Origin of the sequence: Pseudomonas sp. B21-019 (genome assembly GCF_024749225.1) — a bacterium.
Classification (GTDB): domain Bacteria; phylum Pseudomonadota; class Gammaproteobacteria; order Pseudomonadales; family Pseudomonadaceae; genus Aquipseudomonas.
In genome coordinates this window covers 918,428-937,242 of sequence record NZ_CP087193.1, presented here as the reverse complement: position 1 = coordinate 937,242, position 18,815 = coordinate 918,428, and the positions used below count along the sequence as shown (strand labels likewise).

Genomic DNA, 18,815 nt, shown 5'->3' with positions numbered 1-18,815 from the left:
CAGGGTTGTCCTACAAAAATAGTCGCGGCACAAACAGCCTCATGCTGCACCAGCCACCGAACAGCGTCCAACTCGCGGCATTCGCGCACCGAAATACACCGCGCTGCTGATGCCCACGGCCCCCATCACCGCGCAGAAAATCACACAAATCCACGGACTCCACGGCATCAGACCGATCAACAGCAGCGGTGTGACACTCGCCCAGGCGGCGTAGGCAATGTTGTAGGTGAAGGAAATCCCCGAGACGCGAATCCGCGCCGGAAACAGGCTGACCATCACTGACGGCACTGCGCCGACCACCCCACAACCAAGGCCGGCCACCGCATAGGCTAGACCGATCCACTGGCCTTCAATGATCAGACAGGTATAGAGCACGCCGATGCCCAGAGGCAGCAGCAGGCTATACAGCATCACCGTGCGCCAGGCGCCGATACGATCGACGAGCAGCCCGGCGAGCACACAGCCAATATTCAGAAAGACGATGCCCAAGGCACTCAGCGCGAAGGTATGGCTGGCGGTCATGCCGAAGGTTTTCTGCATCATGGTCGGGGTGATGACCACAAACACCACCACGGCCGAGGTCAGCACGCAGGTGAGGATCATCGCCGGCAGCATCGCCAGGCGGTGTTCACGCAGGACCGTGCGCAGCGGCAGTTCGACAGCGGCCTCGCGCTGGGCCTGCATCGCCATGAACACCGGCGTTTCACTGAGCCAGCGGCGCAGCCAGACACCGATCACGCCAAACACTCCGCCCAGCAGAAACGGGTAACGCCAGGCGTAATCGAGGATTTGCTCCGGGGTAAACGCCTGAGCCAGAAAAGTCGCCGTCAAGGCGCCGATCAGGTAACCGAAGGTCAGCCCCGCCTGCAGGAAACCAAGGGCATAGCCGCGATGCCCGACCGGCGCGTGCTCAGCGACGAACACCCAGGCACTCGGCACTTCACCGCCCACCGCCGCGCCTTGCAGGACCCTCAGGGCCAACAGCAACAGTGGTGCGAAATAGCCGATCTGGGCGTAGGTCGGCATGATCCCGATCAGCAAGCACGGCAACGCCATCATCAGAATGCTCAGGCTGAACACCTTCTTGCGTCCCAACCGGTCAGCGAAATGCGCCATCAGGATCCCGCCCAACGGACGCGCGAGGTAGCCAGTGACAAAGATCCCGAAGCTTTGCAGCAGACGCAGCCACTCGGGCATTTCCGGCGGGAAGAACAGCTGGCTGAGGGTCAGCGCGAAGAATACGAAAATAATGAAGTCGTAGATTTCCAGCGCACCGCCCAAGGCTGCAAGCCCCAGGGTCTTGTAGTCCGAGCGAGTGAAGGGCGCCGGGCGCGCATTGATGTTGGCAGTCATGTACAAGAACTCTGGCAGGCAAAAAACCAAGGCGCCCATGGTCTACGCAAATGCGCTTGTGGACAACCCGTGCTCGCCCTGGGCTGCGTAGCGGCCCAAAAGTCTGACAACCATCGCCTATTTTTGTGAGTGCTACGCACTCAAGCGGGAGCAAGCTCCCTCGCCACAGGTTTCCTTGACTCAAGACGCTCTTGAGTGAACAGCATTGAGTGTGTGAGCGGGCTTGCTCCCACACTGGCGACTCATTGCATTCAGAGCCGTCACCCCGCTGTCACACCTCGCTGCTAGCGTCCCGCTGAAATATATTGAAACATTTATGCAAGACAGGACTCGGCATGAACGACAAAAAAGACCGCAACGACGCCCCCTCCCCGCAAACAGATACGCCCACCGACACCAGTCGCCGCCGCTTCCTGGGTGGCGTGGCGGTACTCAGTGTCGGCGCGACCCTCAGCGCTTGTGGCAGTCATGGCGATGAGTCGGGTAAACCGGTCGAACGCCTGCTTTCACCTGTCGAATTGGACAAAGCCCTACGCGACCAGGTGAAAACCGTAGTGGTTATCTACGCCGAGAACCGTAGTTTCAATAACCTGTTCGGCGACTTCCCAGGTGTAGAGAAACCGCTCTCGGGCCTCAACCCTGTCGAATATCAGCAGCGCGATCGCGATGGCAGCCTATTGCAGACCCTGCCGCCAGTCTGGGGCGGCGTGCTGCAGATCGGCCCGCAAACCCTCGATGGCGTGACTTACCCCAGCGCAACCCAGTTCCAGGAACACCTGCCTAACGCGCCCTTTGCCCTCAAAGGTCCGAACGCCGAAGACTTGCCGTTCGGCCTGGTGACGCGCGACCTGTGGCATGCGTTCTATCAGAACCAGATGCAGATCAACGGTGGCAAAAATGACGGCTTTGTCGCCTGGGCCGACTCCGGTGGCCTGCCCATGGGGCATTACGCCCAGAGTCGATATTCCCTGCGGTTGTGGGACGTTGCCCAAGAGTTTGTGCTCTGCGATAACTTTTTCCAGGGGGCTTTCGGCGGCTCGTTTCTCAACCATCAATACCTGATCAGCGCCACCGCGCCGTTCTATCCGGACGCCGTCAACTCGGTAGCCAAGACACAAATCGCCACGCTGCAAAGCGGCGATCCGGCCGACCCACGCCTCAAGCCCCTGGAACAATCCCCGGCCAGTGCCATGACCGGCCCACCCCAATTCGGCCCCAGCGCGCTGACGCCGGACGGCTATGGGGTCAACACGCTCGCTCCGCCGTACTGGCCGACCTGGATTCGCGACCCCGAGCGTCCGGCGTACGCCAAACCAGACCTGCCGAACGTCATGGTCCCCCAGACCCACGAGCACATAGGCGACAAGCTCTCGAAGAAAAACATCGACTGGGCCTGGTATGCCGGAGGTTGGCAGGCGACGCTGGATCAGTACAAAGACTCTGGCGGCATTCCGAAAATCCCGAACTTCCAGTATCACCACCAGCCGTTCAACTACTTCAAGCAGCAGGGACCGGAAAACCCGCTGGAGCGCGGTAAACGTCTACGGGATGCGGGGTTGGGCGATGAATCGAATACCAACAAGTTCTTTGCCGATGCCGAGGCGGGCAAGCTGCCGGCGGTGAGTTTCTATAAACCCCAGGGCAACCTGAACATGCACGCCGGTTACGCCGATGTAGCGTCCGGCGACCGGCACATCGTCCGCGCCCTGAAAGTGCTGCGGGAAAGCCCGCAATGGAAAAACATGGTGGTCGTGGTCACGGTCGATGAGAACGGCGGTTGGTGGGATCACGTCGCACCGCCCAAGGGCGACCGCTGGGGGCCGGGCTCGCGGGTACCGACGCTAGTGGTTTCGCCGTTTGCGCGCAAGGGCATGGTGGATCACACGGTCTATGACACTGGCTCGATTCTGCGGTTGATCACCCGGGTGTTTCAGCTTGAAAAGCTCGATGGCCTCAGGCAGCGGGACGACGCAATGATTGCCCGTGGCCAGAACCCCATGGGCGATTTGAGCAATACACTGCACTTTGCCTGATGAAAAAGGGGCTCTGACTGGCGATCTTTTCACTTGTGTACTAGACCGTTCGACACAACTAGTTCCAGTATGTACCCACCCCTCCTCCGAGGGCTCACGCTGAAAAGGATCTGAGCATGTTCAAACTCGCAGGATTCACCCTCGCCGCGCTCACCCTGAGCGCCGCCGCTCACGCCGATGTCGATCTGAATCTGGGCAGTACCGAACGCGTCACCCGGCTGTTCGCCTACCCCAACAACTGTAATGTCATCTGCTTCCGCAACTGGACACTGGAGCAGACCGTCGAGCATTACCTGACCCAAAGCGTACAGCGCGATGGCTACAAAACCGCAAAAGTGCTGGTCAAAACCGAAAACAAGCAGCTCCACGCCCATATCAGCGGTGTGCCCAAAGGCTATGACAAGCCACTGACCGCGCTGCTCAATGCCGGGGATTTGGCCTACAACGGCGCCAACAAGCTGAGTGCCGATGGCAAATGGACCTATAACTGGTACCTGTTCCTGCCGCTGGGCATGGCGCTGGAAAACCGTAAAAGCGTCGAACTGCTGCACTTCCCGCCGGATTACTCCCTGACCCAGGCCCAGGACTATCTGGAGTCCAAGACCACCGACCGCTGGGCCGCGCTGCTGACCGCCAACAACATTCCCGCCGACCAGACGCCGGCCTATCAGACCATCATCGACATCGCGCCGATTGCCGCACCGTCCACCGCTGGCAAAGATCTGGAAGGCGTCTACAACTACTTCACGGACTACCAGACCACCATGGTCAAGGAAGTCAGCCAGAATGCCAAAGGTGCAGCATTGCCAATGGTCGCCTTTGGTTCACCGGTGCGTAACTGGATCAAGCAACAATACGGGCAGACCGTAGAAATATTGGGCCTGGCAACCATCAGCCCGAGCAAGGGGGTGACGGTACCCGTACTGGGTTCCAACCACCCGAGCTACATCTGGTACGCCGCCGACCCCGAAGCCTATAGCGGCGACGATGCGCAGGCCAAGGCCGACGCCGCGGGGCTGAAAGTCATGGGGCAGGATTTGAGTGCCGCGTGCTGGCAGGCCGGAATGGGCAGCAAACCGGGCACTGACCCTACCGCTCAGCTGAAAAGCTGCACTCAGACCTGGCAAGTGACCCAGAAAGAAAAAACCTGCGAACTGTTCTACACCTCGATTCGCAACCTGACGCCTGAGCAAGCGGTGGCCAAATGCTCGACAGCGCCGGTCAAATCCGAGCTGAAACAGCTGCAGACCCCGGCTCTTGTGACCTCCACTACTGCCCCACACCTGTAAAACGCTGAAAGTCTTTCCCGCGCGAGCCATGGCTGACGTGGGAAAGAGCTTTTTTCGCCTGTCATATCTGACAGTAGACCGGTTGCTTCATTTGCGAGAGGCTTGGGGTGTCCCCATGTGCTGCAGAGCTGACAGGAAGTCAGCTGAAGGACGTCGTAGCACCCAGCCGACAAGGATTGTTATGAGAACCCGTGCCGAACAAGAAACAACCCTACCGCCATCCAACGGCATCTATCCGTTTGTAGAGTTGCCCCTTCGCCTTGGATTCCCCTCCAAAGACGACTTTGAAATCATCCATAACGCTCAGGGCTCGGCAATGGCGGTCGCGGCACTGCGCGAGTTCCCCCGCATCAGCCGAATCTGCCGGGTTTCCGGACATCTATTGCCCTATCGCTGCCGACACACCCGGCAGTTGGCGCCGGGAATCCATGTCTACGATCCGTGCTTCAGTGGTCTACTGAGTCACTCCTGCGACCCCAACGTCTTTCTCGATATGAGCGAGCTGTGGTTATGGGCGCTCAAAGACATCAAAAAGGGTGACCGACTGACGATGGATTTCGCCGCGACAGAAGACAAGCTGCTGCGGCAGTTCGCCTGCCGCTGCGGTTGTCCCTGCTGCCGTGGCTGGATCATCGGCTACGACGAGTCACCGAATGCCAATGGTGAACAGTTCTTTCAACACTGGCGTCGGCGAAGTCTCGGCTGAAAGGCTTTTACAACGCCTCGACCGGGCGCAAACGGTACTGCGGTGGCAACTGCTCGAAACCGCTGATGGTGGCGTTCAGGCTCTTCCAGCGACCGTCCTTGATGCCATAGATGCAGCCGTGGATCGACAGGCTCTGCCCGCGGTGCCAGGCATTTTGCACAATGCTGGTGTGACCGACGTTGGCCACCTGCTGGATCACATTGAGCTCACAGAGGCGGTCGACCCGCTCTTCTTCGGTGGGCAACTTGGCCAGTTCGTCGCGTTTTTCATAGTAGAGATCACGAATCGAGCGCAGCCACCCGTCGATCAGGCCCAACTGACGATCCTGCATCGAGGCGCGTACACCGCCGCAGCCATAGTGGCCGGTCACCAGGATGTGTTTGACCTTGAGTACATCCACCGCATACTGAATCACCGACAGGCAGTTGAGGTCGGTGTGTAGCACCACGTTGGCCACGTTGCGGTGCACGAACAGATCACCCGGCAGCATGCCGACGATTTCGTTGGCTGGCACGCGTGCGTCTGAACAGCCGATCCACAGGTATTCCGGGGTTTGCTGACGGGCTAGCTTGGCAAAGAAATCAGGATCTTCGCGGGTGATCGCATCAGCCCAGCGCTCGTTGTTATCAATCAGATCTTGTAAGTCGTTCATGCAATGAAGCCTCGAGAATGATGCACTGCTTTGACAGACAACCGCCCGTCGGGGTCACGCACGAAATGCAGATCCCCCTGATGCCCTGATGTATGTAACGGCTAGCCGGCGCTCCATGCCCGCGGGAATTCTCGGCAGTCCAGTGGGTCAATTGTAGTAGGGCCTACAGTATGAGGAATAGCCATGACTGATTCACGACGTCCGTTCGATAAGGAGCAACCCGAGCCCATCGACGACGATGAAGACCGCATGGGCTCGGTGCATGAGCTGGATTTCGACGAGGAAGAACCCGGCACCAGAATCGGTGACCTGATCCCCGAACGCGAACTTGCGCAGAAGATTCCCGACCAGCGTGCCCGCAAAGCCGGTATGACCGGCGCGACCAATGACAATGACGCCACCGACGATGATTTGAGCCCGGAAACCCTGATCCGTGAAGACGGCGCACGGGATGCCCACGAAGCGGGTGAAGACGGCCAGGCGGATTGGGAGTTGCGCATTGTCGACGAGGACGACATCGGTGGGGGCGATGGGCTGGATGAAGCGGAACTGGCCCGGCAGGATCCATTGGACGGCAAGCCTTGATCTACAGGGCTGACCGTATGCCAATGTAGGAGCTGCCGAAGGCTGCGATCTTTTGATCTTCTATAGGCGCGCCATCGCAAAGATCAAAAGATCGCAGCCTTCGGCAGCTCCTAGCGGGATCAATCAACCAAGGTGCAGGCCATCACCACGGCATCTTCTCGCCCGCCAACCGCCGGGTAGTAATCCCGCCGACGCCCGATTTCGTTAAACCCATACCGCTCATACAACCGAAACGCCGCCCGGTTGCTGTCGCGCACTTCCAGGAAACATTCCCGCGCCTCAGCCTTGTAGGCAATCGACATCAAATGCTCCAGCAGCGTCAAACCCAGGCCGCGGCCCTGATTTTCCGGTTTGACGGTGATGTTCAGCAGATGCGCCTCATCAAGGATGATCTGCACGACGCCATGACCAACCTGCTGCTGCCCTTCGAACATCAGCCAGATCTGGTACTTGCCCAGGCCATCGAGAAAAATCCCGCGGGTCCAGGGATGGCTGTAGGCCGCATATTCGATTTTCAGTACAGCGTCCAGGTCCGCCTCGGTCATCGGGCGGAACGATACAGCGTCACTCATTCGATTCTTTCCAACGCGCCATCAGCCGACGCATGGCTTGCCAGACATCAGCCTTACGCTGTGGCTCTTCCATTAATAACTCCAGGCCCGGCAAGGCCCAGACCGAACCCAGGCCTTCGACCTGAAGTTCACGGTTGAAGGATTCGGCGTTGGCCTCACCGGCAAAACGCACCGCCGGCAGGCCGATCAGCCACAGGCAGACGCACGGTGCGTCTTCCAGGCGGGCCGACAGAAAACCTTGTACGAAATCTCGAGCCGCTTCCGGCCCTTGGTCCATGGTGCCGCGAGCCAGCAACGGCCAGCGCACCGGCTCGCCGACGATCTGCGGGCTGTCCGGCAGGCCGGCGGCGCGCAGCATGTCTTTGAGCAACAGATAAGCGGGGTCGCGGGCCTGGAAAGTTTCGCCTGTGGGTAACTCCACCAGCAACAGGCAGCGACCGGCTCGCAGCAATTGCAGGGCGAAACGCGGCGGCGGCACTGGCGCAGCCTTGGCGACGAGCGGTGCCTCTTCGCTCTCTTGCGTCGCTTTGCCTGCTGGTTTTCCAGCCGATGGCGTCGGCCGTGGCACCTCGATTTTCACCCGCTCGGCCGGTTTGGCCGCAGGCTCCACGGGCGTTTGCGCTACCGGAGCAGGTGCAACCGGGGCGACGACCAACGGTTCAGGCGTCTCCAGCAGCTCGGGCCGCGATGGCGCAGCAAAGGGCAATTCGGTGCGCGGCAGCCAGTTGACCACCTGCATGGCGGTCAAATAAGCGCGACGACGGGACTCGATAAGCAAAGGTCGGCCACTTGTGGATAACTAAAGTGCGGTGATTCTACCGCCCTTCGCTCAAGATCGCCCACGCTTGATCGATAGACTTCACCGATAGAAGAAGCGACAGCCCATCCCCAGAGTGAATCGACACGGCTGCGATGAAGTACAATCGCGGCTTTTAATTGCCAACCAGCCGGCCATTCCGATGATCGAACCCAAGCGCGTCTTGCGCGCCCTCGCTGAACACTGGGCACTTCTGGAGCCACTGTGCGAGCACTTCGACCAAGGCACCCTGAGCCTCAACGAACTGCGTTCACAGTTGGCCGCCCAGCAACTGGACAGCACACCGCAGGACATCACCAGCCTGCTGGACGTGTGGATCCGCCTCGACATTCTGGTTCCCGTGGCGAAAAGCCCGAACCGTTTCGAGCTCAACGCGCAGATTCACGACTTCCTCGCTTACCTGCGCCGTGAGCACCGTCTGGGTCTGTGCCTGGAAATCGAAGCCTATCTGCGCCACCTCGAGCGCCTGGCCGGTTACATCCAGGACGCCTTCGACATTCGCGACGGCAACGATCTGGCGCGCCAGTTGCGCCTGCTCGACATGCGTGTGCGGGACGTGCTGAAGAAACTCGCCAACGACGAACAGGCCCTGGTGGCCGTCGCCGAGCGGGCCAAGACCAGCGACCGGCAGATTCCGCTGCGTCAGCGTTATGCTGAAGTGCTGGCGACCTGGGACGAATACGTCGAACCGATGATCCAGTTGGTGAATGCCGACGGCGCCTTCGAACAAGGCGTGCGCAAGGTTGAGAACGTGTTGTTGCGCATGCTCACCGAACAGCAGCGCCTCGGCCATCTGGTCGACGACGACATGCTGCTGCGCACCCACGCACGCATCCTCGAAATGCAGACCAGCGCCCAGCTGACCCTGCGTCACGCCCGCGAACTGCTGCTGCCGCTGCGCGAAGAAGCGCGCCGGCATAACGCCGTGACCCGTGGCGCAGCCCTGGCGCTGTCGGCCATTCGTCGCAAAGGCATCGATGCGGTGCCGCAAGCCGCGATGCCGCTATTCACCCGCCCGCAAAGCACCTTCCTCGGCAGCGCCAGCCAAGTCGAAGCCTACGTGTACGCCCTGGCCCGTTTCGAGCCGAAACCGGCGCGTTTCCCCAAGGCCCACAAGACCCAGAAAGGCGAAGCCCCGCGCGCGCCACGCACGGTTCGGGAAATGCTCGAACGCTGCGAAGACGCCCTGCCGATGCCGGACCTGATGAGCTGGCTGCTGGAGCAGGAGCCGGACGGCGCCACCGACGAATTGCTCTACTGGTTCTCGCGCCTGTCGCGGGAAAAACGCTTCAAGCGCGAGCGTCTGGAACGCCGCGATTACCACACTCACGAGCACCAGGTCAGCCTGCGCTCCTTCGCCCTGCTCTCGGCCCGCGACACCGCCGCCGAGGATTCTGCGAGCACCCCACATGCATCTTGATCTATCCGAACTGTCCCAGCTGGCGCCGATCTTTCGCGAGCTGTTCAAGGGCTACCACGTCAGCCGCCGCGACCCGGAGCTGTACGCCCAACTGTCGAACTTCCAGGACCAGTACCGCACCCTGTTCAAGGCGCTGGGTTTTGAACTGGTGTGCGACACCCGTGGTTTCTACTACTTTGTGCCGGACCTGGCCGCGGCGGCGGTAAACAAGACGGCGCAACGTCTGGCGCTGTTCACCTTCATCCTCGTCGAACACCTGGCCGACCAGGGCCGCGACCCGATCGCCGTGCTCGACGGTGGCAGCCTCGGTCGCGATGAATTGCCATCGTTGCTGGAGAAGTACCGCGACCTGTTCATCCAGGCCGAAGTGCAGACCGTCGAAGAGCTCGAAGAAAAAATCATGCGCCGCATGACCCAGCTCGGCTTCGCCGGCGAAGAAAACGGTGTCTACCGTTTCCTGCCGCCGATGCACCGCTTCCTCGATGTCTGTTTGTCGGTCCAGCAGGACCGCGACCTGGCCGCCAGCCTGCACAGCGTGCTGCCGTTGCCGGCGCCGGTGCTGATCGACGAAGACAGCGACGAAAAACTGCTGCAGACCGACGACCCGCTCGATCTCACCGAGTTTGAAGAAGAGAGCGAAGAAGACGCCCTGGCCCGCGCCATTGCCGAAGAACAGGAGACCGACGCATGAGCAAGGAACGCTACGGCATTCGCCGCTTTGCCCTTTTGAACACCGCCGGTTACAGCCTCGGCCTGTTCCCGCTGGAAGAGCCGCTGTCGGTCTACGGCGCGAACAACCTTGGTAAGTCCGCCTCGATCAACGCCTTGCAGTTCCCGATCCTGGCGCGCATGTCGGACATGAGTTTCGGCAAGTACAGCCTGGAACAATCGCGGCGTTTCTACTTCGCCTCGGACACCAGTTACATCCTCGTCGAAGTCTCCCTGCCCCACGGCCCGCACGTGATTGGCGTGGTCGGTCGCGGCCCGGGTGGTGGTTTCGGTCACCAGTTCTTTGCCTACGCCGGCAAACTCGACCTGGCTCATTATCAGAAAGACGACACCTGCCTGCGGCAGAAAGAGCTGTTCACCAATCTTGAGCGCGAAGGCCTGAAAGCCTACGAACTCAAGCCGGATGAACTGCGTCGCTTGCTGGTGGGCGGCCACACCTCGATTCCGCTCGACCTGACGCTGATCCCGCTGCGCTCCACCAGTGAGCAGAGCCTGAAGACCTTCCGCGCCCTGTTCATCAACTTGCTGCACATGCGTGAAATCACCGCGGCCAAGCTCAAGCAGCTGTTCCTCGATGCCTTCGAACACAGCCTGCGTTCCGGCAGTGTCGATTACATCGCCGCGTGCGAAGAAGCGTTCCGCGATGTACGCCGCATGGAGCAGGACTACAACTCGCTGGTCGCGGCCGGTCCCTTGGTCGAAGCCTTGGCCAACGGCGTGAAACAGCGGGACATCCTGCGCGGCAAACTGCATCGCCTGTCGCCGCTGCTCGATTCCCTGCTCGGCACCTGGTCGGACTACGCCAGTGCGCGCAAGGAAGAACTGACGATTCAGGCCGAGCACTACCGCAACGAGCAGGATGCCCTGCAAAACGATCAACGCGGTGGCACTCAAGAGCTGATGCGCCTGGAACGGGAAATCACCGGCATCCAGCGCTGGCTCGGCGAATTGTCGGTGCTCAAGCATCGCTTCGCCCTGGTCGATGACGTCAAAGTCCTCGAACAGCAATTGCTCGCCGCCAAGGACGCGCACGACGAACTGGCCGGTGCGCTGGCCCAGTCGCGGCAGTTCTCTGCCGAAGATCTGGAAGAGCGCCTGCGCGATCTGGAAAAACGCCTGAAATCGGTGAAGCAGCAACTCGATCACGCCGACAACAACAGCTACGCCCGCCTGCGCGAAGAGTTCTCGCAACAGGACGTCGAGCGCCTGATGCGCCTGTTCAACAGCGCGCTGTTCAGCCTGCCGCTGGGCGAACATGGCATCACGCTGGACGAGGACGGTCAGTGGGTCAAATCCATGGAATTGATCCTCGACGGTTTCAAAGGCGAGCGCTTCGAAGTGCCGGGCCTGTCCATCGACATATCGCACATCGAGCCGCCAGCGCTGCAAGCCCTGGCCGACCGCGCCGCATTGCGCGATCAGAAAGAGCGTCTGGACAAAGAACTCAAGCAACTGAAAACCCAACAAGCCGTGGCGGCCGACCGCGCGGCCAGCAAGACTCAGACCGAAGCCCTGTATCAGCAAGTGCTGGATGCGCAGAAAGCCCTGGAAGACTTCCGCCGCGCGCAAACCCTGAGCGCCGAGGAAGGCGACAAGCTTGAGCAACTGGCGCAGATGGAAGCCGCCCAGGACGAGTTGAAACGCTCCAGCGATGCCTTCACCGAACGCGTCCAGCAGCTGTCGGCCAAGCTGCAATTGGTTGGCCGGCAGATCGGCGACATGGAAGCCAAGCAACGCACCCTCGACGATGCACTGCGCCGCCGTCAGCTGTTGCCGGCCGACCTGCCGTTCGGCACGCCGTTCATGGACCCGGTCGACGACTCCATGGACAACCTGCTGCCATTGCTCAATGACTATCAGGACAGCTGGCAAGGCCTGCTGCGGGCCGACGGGCAGATCGACGCGCTCTACGCGCAGGTTCGCCTCAAGGGCGTGGCCAAGTTCGACAGCGAAGACGATATGGAGCGTCGCCTGCAACTGCTGATCAACGCGTACGCACACCGCACCGATGAAGCCCTGACCCTCGGCAAGGCGCGCCGCGCGGCGGTTACCGACATCGCCCGGACCCTGCGCAACATCCGCAGTGACTACGACAGCCTCGAACATCAACTGGCGCTGTTCAACCGCGAGATCAACAAACGTCAGGTCTCCAACCTGCAGAGCTTCCGTATCGTGCTCGCGCCGAACAAGGAAGCGCTCAAGCACATTGACCAGATCATCCACAGCGCCGGTCAGTACGAAGAAGGCGAAACCCTCTCCGTCTTCGATCTGAGCCAAAGCGCCGAGCAGGACAACAAGAACGAAGAGGCCAAGGAATACCTGGCGCGGCTGGTGGCGGCCAACCACAACCAGCTCGGTCTCAAGGATCTGTTCGAGCTGGCGTTCGAGATCACCAAGGTCAATGGCCAACCGGTGATCCACACCGACATCGACGGCGCGGCGTCCAACGGCACCACCATGACCATCAAGGCGCTGACCAACATGTACTTGTTGCTGCACTTGATGGACCGCGACCAGGCCGGTCGCGTGCGCCTGCCGTACTACCTCGACGAGGCGGCGGACATCGACGAGAAGAACCAGGCAGCGCTGTTGGAAACCAGCCTGCAGCTGGGCTTCGTGCCGATCCTGGCAAGTGTGAAGCCGCAAGTCTGCGCCAGCGTCGCCATCGACCTGGAAGGCGGCAGCGGCCCGAACGGCATCTACATCGACGAGGCGGACTGGAAGTTCATCCGTCGTCACGATGAAGTGAAAGCAACCGTTAACATCCAGGCGGACGAACCGGAGCTGGATGCGGTCTGACGCCTGAATCGAAGCCAATAAAAAGGCCGCGATCCAATATGGATCGCGGCCTTTTTATTTATGGGTACATTCTTGAAACCTTCGGTGAGTTCCATGGCCCCTTCGCGGGACGCGGCCTTACGTGATCGGTGCCGGGTTGAACAAGGTGATGTCGTTATGCAGCTTGTGCTGCTCCGCCCACGTCTGTTTCTTGCCGCTGGCCACGTCCAGGTAGTAGTGGAACAACTCCCAGCCGAGGTCTTCGATCGACGCCCGCCCGGTGGCAATCCGCCCGGCATCGATGTCGATCAGGTCCGGCCAGCGCTGCGCCAGTTCTGTGCGGGTCGAGACCTTCACCACTGGCGCCATCGCCAACCCATAAGGCGTACCACGCCCGGTGGTGAACACATGCAGGTTCATCCCCGCCGCCAACTGCAACGTCCCGCAGACAAAATCACTGGCCGGGGTCGCGCAGAAAATCAGCCCTTTGCGCTTGAACCGCTCCCCAGGGCCAAGCACCCCGTTAATCGCGCTGCTGCCGGATTTGACGATCGAGCCCAAGGACTTCTCGACAATGTTCGACAACCCGCCCTTCTTGTTCCCCGGCGTGGTGTTGGCGCTGCGATCCGCTTCACCCTTGGCCAGGTAACGGTCGTACCAGTCCATTTCCCGCACCAGTTCCTGAGCGACTTCTTCGGTTTCCGCCCGGGACGTCAGCAGGTAAATCGCATCGCGCACTTCGGTGACTTCGGAAAACATCACCGTCGCACCAGCCCGCAGCAACAAGTCCGAGGCATAGCCCAGGGCCGGGTTGGCGGTGATCCCGGAGAACGCATCGCTGCCGCCGCACTGCATACCGAGGATCAGCTCGGACGCCGGCACGGTTTCCCGGCGACGTTGATCAAGCTTCTTCAAACGGGTTTCGGCCAGCGCCATGATCTGCTCGATCATCTCGGTGAAACCGTGACTGGAATCCTGCAAGCGATACAGCCACGGTTCGCTCAAATCCACCGAGCTGTCGTTCTCATGCATCACCTGCCCGGCCTGCAATTTCTCGCAGCCCAGGCTGATCACCAGCGCCTCGCCCCCCAGGTTCGGGTTGCGCGCCAGATTGCGCACGGTGCGGATCGGGATGTACGCGTCGGTGGCGGTGATCGCCACGCCGCAGCCGTAACTGTGGGTCAGCGCCACCACGTCATCGACGTTCGGGTACTTGGGCAGCAACTCGTCCTTGATGCGTTTTACCGCGTGATCCAGCACGCCGGTGACACACTGCACGGTGGTGGTGATGCCGAGAATGTTGCGCGTGCCGACGGTGCCGTCGGCGTTGCGATAACCCTCGAAGGTGAAGCCTTCCAGCGGTGCCTGCGCGGCCGGCACTTCGGTGGACAGCGGCAAGCTGTCCAGCGGTGGCGCGGTGGGCATGCGCAGTTGATCTTCCTTGACCCAACTGCCGCGAGGAATCGGCTGCAACGCGTAGCCGATCGTCTGGCCGTACCGAATCACCTGGCCGCCCTCGGGAATGTCCTCAAGGGTGACCTTGTGGCTCTGCGGCACGAAATCCACGGTGACCAGGCCATCGGGGAATTCGGTGCCGGCCGGCACGCCCTGATCGTTGACCACGATCACCACATTGTCCCGCTCGTGCAGGCGGATGTAGCGCGGCGAGTCGGAATGTTCAATCAACTGCATGACGCCGCTCCTCAGGAATGCGCTTCAGATAACTTGCTGTTCGTTTCAGGACCGCTGGCCGGCGGCTCTTTGAGCACAACGCGTTTGATCGGGCCAACGATCACCAGATAACTGAATACCGCGACCAACGCGTTGCAACCGACGAACACTAGCGCCCACTTGAACGAGCCGGTGGAGCTGATGATGTAGCCAATGACGATCGGCGTGGTGATCGACGCAATGTTGCCGAAGGTGTTGAACAGGCCACCACTCAAACCGGCGATCTGTTTCGGCGAGGTATCGGACACCACCGCCCAGCCCAATGCGCCCACACCTTTGCCGAAGAAGGCCAGGGCCATGAAGCCGACCACCATCCACTCAACGTCCACATAGTTGCAGGCCACAATGCTGCTGGAAACCAGCAGGCCGGCGATGATCGGCGCCTTGCGGGCGAAGGTCAGCGAGTGGCCCTTGCGCAGCAGATAGTCGGAAATCACCCCGCCGAGCACCCCACCGATAAACCCGCAGATCGCCGGCAACGAGGCAATGAAACCGGCCTTGAGAATGGTCATGCCGCGCTCCTGCACCAGGTACACCGGGAACCAGGTCAGGAAGAAATAGGTGATGCCGTTGATGCAGTACTGGCCCAGGTACACGCCGAGCATCATGCGGTTGGTCAGCAACTGGCGGATGTAGTCCCACTTCGGACCGTCGACCTTTTTGCCTTTGCCCTTGTCCTGGTCCATGTCGACCATGCCGCCGTTGTCGGCGATGTGCTTGAACTCGGCGTCGTTGATCATCGGGTGCTGGCGCGGACTGTGGATAACTTTCAGCCAAATCCCCGAGAAGATAATGCCGATCACACCCATGACGATGAACACGTGCTGCCAGCCGAAGCTGTAGACGATCCAGCCCATCAGCGGTGCAAACAGTACCGTGGCGAAGTATTGCGCCGAGTTGAAGATCGCCGAGGCGGTGCCGCGTTCTGCGGTCGGGAACCACGCCGCTACGATGCGTGCGTTGCCGGGGAAGGATGGCGCTTCGGCCAGGCCCACCAGAAAGCGCAGCATGAACAGCGCGACGACGGCGGTGGAAAGCCCGAACTCACCGACATAGCCTTGCAGTACGGTGAACAGCGACCAGGTAAAGATGCTCAGGGCATAGACTTTTTTCGAACCGAACCGGTCCAGCAACCAGCCACCGGGAATTTGCCCGGCCACGTAGGCCCAACCGAATGCGGAGAAAATATAACCGAGAGTGACCGCGTCGATGCCGAGGTCTTTTTGCAGGCTGGAGCCGGCGATTGCGATGGTCGCCCGGTCGGCGTAGTTGATCGTGGTCACCAGAAACAGCATGAGCAAAATCAAATAGCGGACGTGAGTCGGCTTGGTCGATTGCATTGTAGATGTACTCCCACTGATTATTTTTATGCGCGGGTGAAACTGTTGTGTTCCCTGTGTAGGAGCTGCCGAGTGAAACGAGGCTGCGATCTTTTGATCTTTAAAAGCAAAGATCGCAGCCTCGTTTCACTCGACAGCTCCTACAGGGGTGCGGTATCGATGCCGATACGGCGGTGTTTCCTGTCAGGAGCCGATGTAGCTGGTCTTCACGACCGTGTAAAACTCTTGTGCATAGCGACCTTGCTCACGTGAGCCATAGGATGAACCTTTACGGCCACCGAACGGAACGTGGTAATCCACGCCGGCGGTCGGCAGGTTGACCATCACCATCCCGGCCTGGGAATGGCGCTTGAAGTGGTTGGCATACTTCAGCGACGTGGTGGCGATACCCGCCGACAGGCCGAACTCGGTGTCGTTGGCCATTTCCAGTGCAGCGTCGTAATCCGCTACACGAACGATGTTGGCCACCGGGCCGAAGATCTCTTCGCGGCTGATGCGCATCGCAGCTTCGCTGTCGGCAAACAGCGTCGGGGCGAGGAAGTAGCCCTCGGTGTCGCAGGTCACCAGCCCACCGCCGCTGACCAGACGCGCACCTTCGGACTGGCCGATGTCGATGTACTTCAGGTCCTGTTCCAACTGCGCTTGCGACACCACCGGGCCGATGTCGGTGCCGGACTTCAACGCATGACCGACCTTGATCGACTTCATGCGCTCGGCCATGGCTTCGACGAATTTGTCGTGAATCCCGGCGGTGACGATGAGACGGCTCGACGCGGTGCAACGCTGGCCGGTGGAGTAGAACGCGCTCTGCACCGACAGTTCGACCGCTTGCTTGAGGTCGGCATCGTCGAGAATGATCTGCGGGTTCTTGCCGCCCATTTCCAGCTGCACCTTGGCCTGACGCGACACGCAATTGATCGCGATCTGCCGGCCCACGCCGACCGAACCGGTGAAGCTGATGCCATCGACTTTCGGGCTGTTGACCAGCGCCTCGCCGACTACTCGCCCGCTGCCCATCACCAGGTTGAACACGCCGGCCGGGAAACCGGCGCGGGAGATGATTTCCGCCAGCGCCCAGGCACAGCCCGGCACCAGATCGGCAGGTTTCAGCACCACGCAGTTGCCGTAAGCCAAAGCCGGAGCGATTTTCCACGCCGGGATCGCGATCGGGAAGTTCCATGGCGTGATCAGGCCGACCACGCCCAGCGCTTCGCGAGTGACTTCGACATTGACGCCCGGACGCACCGACGGCACGTAGTCACCGGACAGACGCAGGCATTCACCGGCGAAGAACTTGAAGATGTTGCCGGCGCGGGTCACTTCGCCGATGGCTTCGGGCAGGGTCTTGCCCTCTTCCCGGGCCAGCAACGTACCGAGCTCTTCGCGACGGGCGAGGATCTCGCTGCCGACTTTATCCAGCGCATCGTGCCGAGCCTGAATACCGGAAGTGGACCATGCCGGAAACGCAGCGCGAGCGGCGTCGATGGCGGCGTTGACCTGAGCCAGATCGGCCTTGGCGTAGTCACCGATGGTGTCGGTCAATTCCGACGGGTTGATGTTGCTGGAATAGTCGGCGCCGGCGACCCATTGGCCACCGATGTAGTTGTCGTAACGCTTCAAATCAGCCACGGCTTGCACCTTTTAAAAGAAGTCCTCACACACAAAGCCGCTGATTGCTCAGCGGCCTTGGGTTTGTCGGGTGTTACTGCGCGCCCTGCTTGTCGATCAGCGCCGCGAGCATTTCGTACTCTTCGCCCGTCAGATCGGTCAGCGGTGCACGCACCGGGCCTGCGTCATAGCCTGCGATTTTTGCCCCGGCCTTGACGATGCTCACCGCGTAACCGGCCTTGCGGTTGCGGATATCCAGGTACGGCAGGAAGAAGTCATCGATGATCTTGCCGACGGTGGCGTGATCTTCGCGAGCAATGGCGTGGTAGAAATCCATCGCGGTTTTCGGGATGAAGTTGAACACCGCCGAGGAGTAAACCGGTACGCCCAAAGCCTTGTAGGCCGCGGCGTAGACTTCAGCGGTCGGCAAGCCGCCCAGGTAGCTGAAGCGATCACCGAGGCGGCGACGGATCGACACCATCAGCTCGATATCGCCCAGGCCATCCTTGTAGCCGATCAGGTTCGGGCAGCGCTCAGCCAGACGTTCCAGCAGCGGCGCGGTCAGGCGGCAAACGTTGCGGTTGTAGACCACCACGCCGATTTTTACCGATTTGCAAACGGCTTCGACATGGGCGGCAACGCCGTCCTGGCTGGCTTCGGTCAGGTAGTGCGGCAGCAGCAACAGGCCTTTGGCGCCCAGGCGCTCGGCTTCCTGAGCGTACTCGATAGCCTGGCGGGTCGAACCACCGACACCGGCAAGAATTGGCACACTGCTGGCGCAGGTGTCGACCGCAGTCTTGATGATTTCCGAATACTCGCTGGCCGCCAGAGAGAAGAACTCACCGGTACCGCCTGCGGCGAACAACGCCGAAGCGCCGTATGGAGCCAGCCACTCGAGACGCTTGATGTAGCCCGCGCGATGGAAGTCGCCCTGGGCATTGAAGTCGGTGACCGGGAACGACAGCAAGCCGGAAGAGAGGATGGACTTCAGTTCTTGTGGATTCATTATTCGAACACCCTGGGTAGCAACATTGTGTGAGAAAACCGTTCAGCTCTCGCCGAAGTTGTAGGTCATCGTACAACTTAAAATACAACCGTCAACTGCATTTCATCGCCGTCCTCGGAATTTGAGTCAGGAAAGGTAATTCCTTGACGTAGGAGATTTCTCATCTACTATCCAGATAACTGTATATACATACAGC

At 60.5% G+C, this 18,815-nt stretch carries 15 protein-coding genes; 7 read left to right on the top strand and 8 right to left on the bottom strand.

Annotated features, from left to right (window positions below; translation table 11 throughout):
* Positions 1–39: 39 nt before the first annotated feature.
* Positions 40–1,353, bottom strand: coding sequence for an MFS transporter (locus tag LOY36_RS04070; protein WP_026346020.1), 1,314 nt, complete (start codon positions 1,351–1,353; stop codon positions 40–42).
* A gap of 335 nt (positions 1,354–1,688) precedes the next feature.
* Here LOY36_RS04070 and LOY36_RS04065 point away from each other — a divergent pair, with 335 nt between their 5' ends.
* From LOY36_RS04065 to LOY36_RS04055, 3 genes are all read left to right on the top strand, one after another.
* The gene (locus tag LOY36_RS04065) at positions 1,689–3,386 is read left to right on the top strand and encodes an acid phosphatase (protein WP_258672368.1); all 1,698 of its coding nucleotides are present in this window, start codon (positions 1,689–1,691) and stop codon (positions 3,384–3,386) included.
* A gap of 116 nt (positions 3,387–3,502) precedes the next feature.
* Positions 3,503–4,675 (top strand): hypothetical protein, encoded by a 1,173-nt coding sequence (locus LOY36_RS04060; protein WP_019651135.1) that lies wholly within the window; start codon positions 3,503–3,505, stop codon positions 4,673–4,675.
* A 181-nt stretch (positions 4,676–4,856) separates the two neighbouring features.
* Complete coding sequence (locus LOY36_RS04055; protein ID WP_026346019.1) at positions 4,857–5,381, top strand: SET domain-containing protein-lysine N-methyltransferase; 525 nt, start codon at positions 4,857–4,859, stop codon at positions 5,379–5,381.
* A gap of 7 nt (positions 5,382–5,388) precedes the next feature.
* Here LOY36_RS04055 and can read toward each other — a convergent pair whose 3' ends face one another.
* Complete coding sequence (gene can / locus LOY36_RS04050) at positions 5,389–6,033, bottom strand: carbonate dehydratase (RefSeq protein ID WP_007939732.1); 645 nt, start codon at positions 6,031–6,033, stop codon at positions 5,389–5,391.
* Between the two features lie 183 nt (positions 6,034–6,216).
* Here can and LOY36_RS04045 point away from each other — a divergent pair, with 183 nt between their 5' ends.
* A complete protein-coding gene (locus LOY36_RS04045) occupies positions 6,217–6,618 on the top strand; it encodes a serine kinase/phosphatase (protein ID WP_258672367.1) in 402 nt (133 codons plus the stop codon).
* Positions 6,619–6,737: 119 nt separating this feature from the next.
* Here LOY36_RS04045 and rimI read toward each other — a convergent pair whose 3' ends face one another.
* Entirely contained in the window at positions 6,738–7,190 is a 453-nt protein-coding gene (gene rimI, locus LOY36_RS04040) for a ribosomal protein S18-alanine N-acetyltransferase (RefSeq protein ID WP_018929537.1), read from the bottom strand.
* Positions 7,183–7,929, bottom strand: coding sequence for an energy transducer TonB (locus LOY36_RS04035; RefSeq protein ID WP_258674136.1), 747 nt, complete (start codon positions 7,927–7,929; stop codon positions 7,183–7,185). The genes rimI and LOY36_RS04035 overlap by 8 nt, the downstream gene beginning before the upstream one ends.
* 220 nt (positions 7,930–8,149) lie before the next feature.
* Here LOY36_RS04035 and mksB point away from each other — a divergent pair, with 220 nt between their 5' ends.
* From mksB to mksF, 3 genes are read left to right on the top strand one after another with little or no spacing between them, the layout of a single operon-like run.
* Positions 8,150–9,427 carry an Mks condensin complex protein MksB gene (gene mksB / locus LOY36_RS04030; RefSeq protein WP_026286675.1) on the top strand — a complete coding sequence of 426 codons (1,278 nt, stop codon included), beginning with the start codon at positions 8,150–8,152 and terminating at the stop codon, positions 9,425–9,427.
* The gene (gene mksE, locus LOY36_RS04025; RefSeq protein WP_019651131.1) at positions 9,417–10,118 is read left to right on the top strand and encodes an Mks condensin complex protein MksE; all 702 of its coding nucleotides are present in this window, start codon (positions 9,417–9,419) and stop codon (positions 10,116–10,118) included. Before mksB ends, mksE begins: the two co-directional genes overlap by 11 nt.
* Positions 10,115–12,955, top strand: a complete 2,841-nt coding sequence (mksF, locus tag LOY36_RS04020) for an Mks condensin complex protein MksF (RefSeq protein ID WP_019651130.1) — start codon at positions 10,115–10,117, stop codon at positions 12,953–12,955. Before mksE ends, mksF begins: the two co-directional genes overlap by 4 nt.
* Positions 12,956–13,072: 117 nt before the next feature.
* On the opposite strand, the gene garD is transcribed toward mksF, so the two are convergent.
* The 4 genes from garD to kdgD all read right to left on the bottom strand — a co-directional run bounded on the left by garD (position 13,073) and on the right by kdgD (position 18,619).
* Positions 13,073–14,626 (bottom strand): galactarate dehydratase, encoded by a 1,554-nt coding sequence (gene garD / locus LOY36_RS04015; protein WP_018929532.1) that lies wholly within the window; start codon positions 14,624–14,626, stop codon positions 13,073–13,075.
* Between the two features lie 11 nt (positions 14,627–14,637).
* Positions 14,638–16,005 carry an MFS transporter gene (locus LOY36_RS04010; RefSeq protein WP_096481114.1) on the bottom strand — a complete coding sequence of 456 codons (1,368 nt, stop codon included), beginning with the start codon at positions 16,003–16,005 and terminating at the stop codon, positions 14,638–14,640.
* A gap of 183 nt (positions 16,006–16,188) precedes the next feature.
* Positions 16,189–17,634, bottom strand: a complete 1,446-nt coding sequence (locus LOY36_RS04005; protein WP_258672366.1) for an aldehyde dehydrogenase family protein — start codon at positions 17,632–17,634, stop codon at positions 16,189–16,191.
* Positions 17,635–17,707: 73 nt separating this feature from the next.
* Positions 17,708–18,619 carry a 5-dehydro-4-deoxyglucarate dehydratase gene (kdgD, locus tag LOY36_RS04000; RefSeq protein ID WP_007939720.1) on the bottom strand — a complete coding sequence of 304 codons (912 nt, stop codon included), beginning with the start codon at positions 18,617–18,619 and terminating at the stop codon, positions 17,708–17,710.
* Positions 18,620–18,815: the final 196 nt, after the last annotated feature.

Excerpts from the sequence above, each read along its gene's own strand:
- LOY36_RS04070 (WP_026346020.1), bottom strand. The coding sequence starts at position 1,353 with ATGACTGCCAACATCAATGCGCGCCCGGCGCCCTTCACTCGCTCGGAC.
- LOY36_RS04045 (WP_258672367.1), top strand. The coding sequence starts at position 6,217 with ATGACTGATTCACGACGTCCGTTCGATAAGGAGCAACCCGAGCCCATC.
- kdgD (WP_007939720.1), bottom strand. The coding sequence starts at position 18,619 with ATGAATCCACAAGAACTGAAGTCCATCCTCTCTTCCGGCTTGCTGTCG.
- LOY36_RS04065 (WP_258672368.1), top strand. The coding sequence starts at position 1,689 with ATGAACGACAAAAAAGACCGCAACGACGCCCCCTCCCCGCAAACAGAT.
- mksB (WP_026286675.1), top strand. The coding sequence starts at position 8,150 with ATGATCGAACCCAAGCGCGTCTTGCGCGCCCTCGCTGAACACTGGGCA.
- garD (WP_018929532.1), bottom strand. The coding sequence starts at position 14,626 with ATGCAGTTGATTGAACATTCCGACTCGCCGCGCTACATCCGCCTGCAC.
- rimI (WP_018929537.1), bottom strand. The coding sequence starts at position 7,190 with ATGAGTGACGCTGTATCGTTCCGCCCGATGACCGAGGCGGACCTGGAC.
- LOY36_RS04060 (WP_019651135.1), top strand. The coding sequence starts at position 3,503 with ATGTTCAAACTCGCAGGATTCACCCTCGCCGCGCTCACCCTGAGCGCC.
- can (WP_007939732.1), bottom strand. The coding sequence starts at position 6,033 with ATGAACGACTTACAAGATCTGATTGATAACAACGAGCGCTGGGCTGAT.
- LOY36_RS04055 (WP_026346019.1), top strand. The coding sequence starts at position 4,857 with ATGAGAACCCGTGCCGAACAAGAAACAACCCTACCGCCATCCAACGGC.
- mksE (WP_019651131.1), top strand. The coding sequence starts at position 9,417 with ATGCATCTTGATCTATCCGAACTGTCCCAGCTGGCGCCGATCTTTCGC.
- LOY36_RS04010 (WP_096481114.1), bottom strand. The coding sequence starts at position 16,005 with ATGCAATCGACCAAGCCGACTCACGTCCGCTATTTGATTTTGCTCATG.
- LOY36_RS04035 (WP_258674136.1), bottom strand. The coding sequence starts at position 7,929 with ATGCAGGTGGTCAACTGGCTGCCGCGCACCGAATTGCCCTTTGCTGCG.
- mksF (WP_019651130.1), top strand. The coding sequence starts at position 10,115 with ATGAGCAAGGAACGCTACGGCATTCGCCGCTTTGCCCTTTTGAACACC.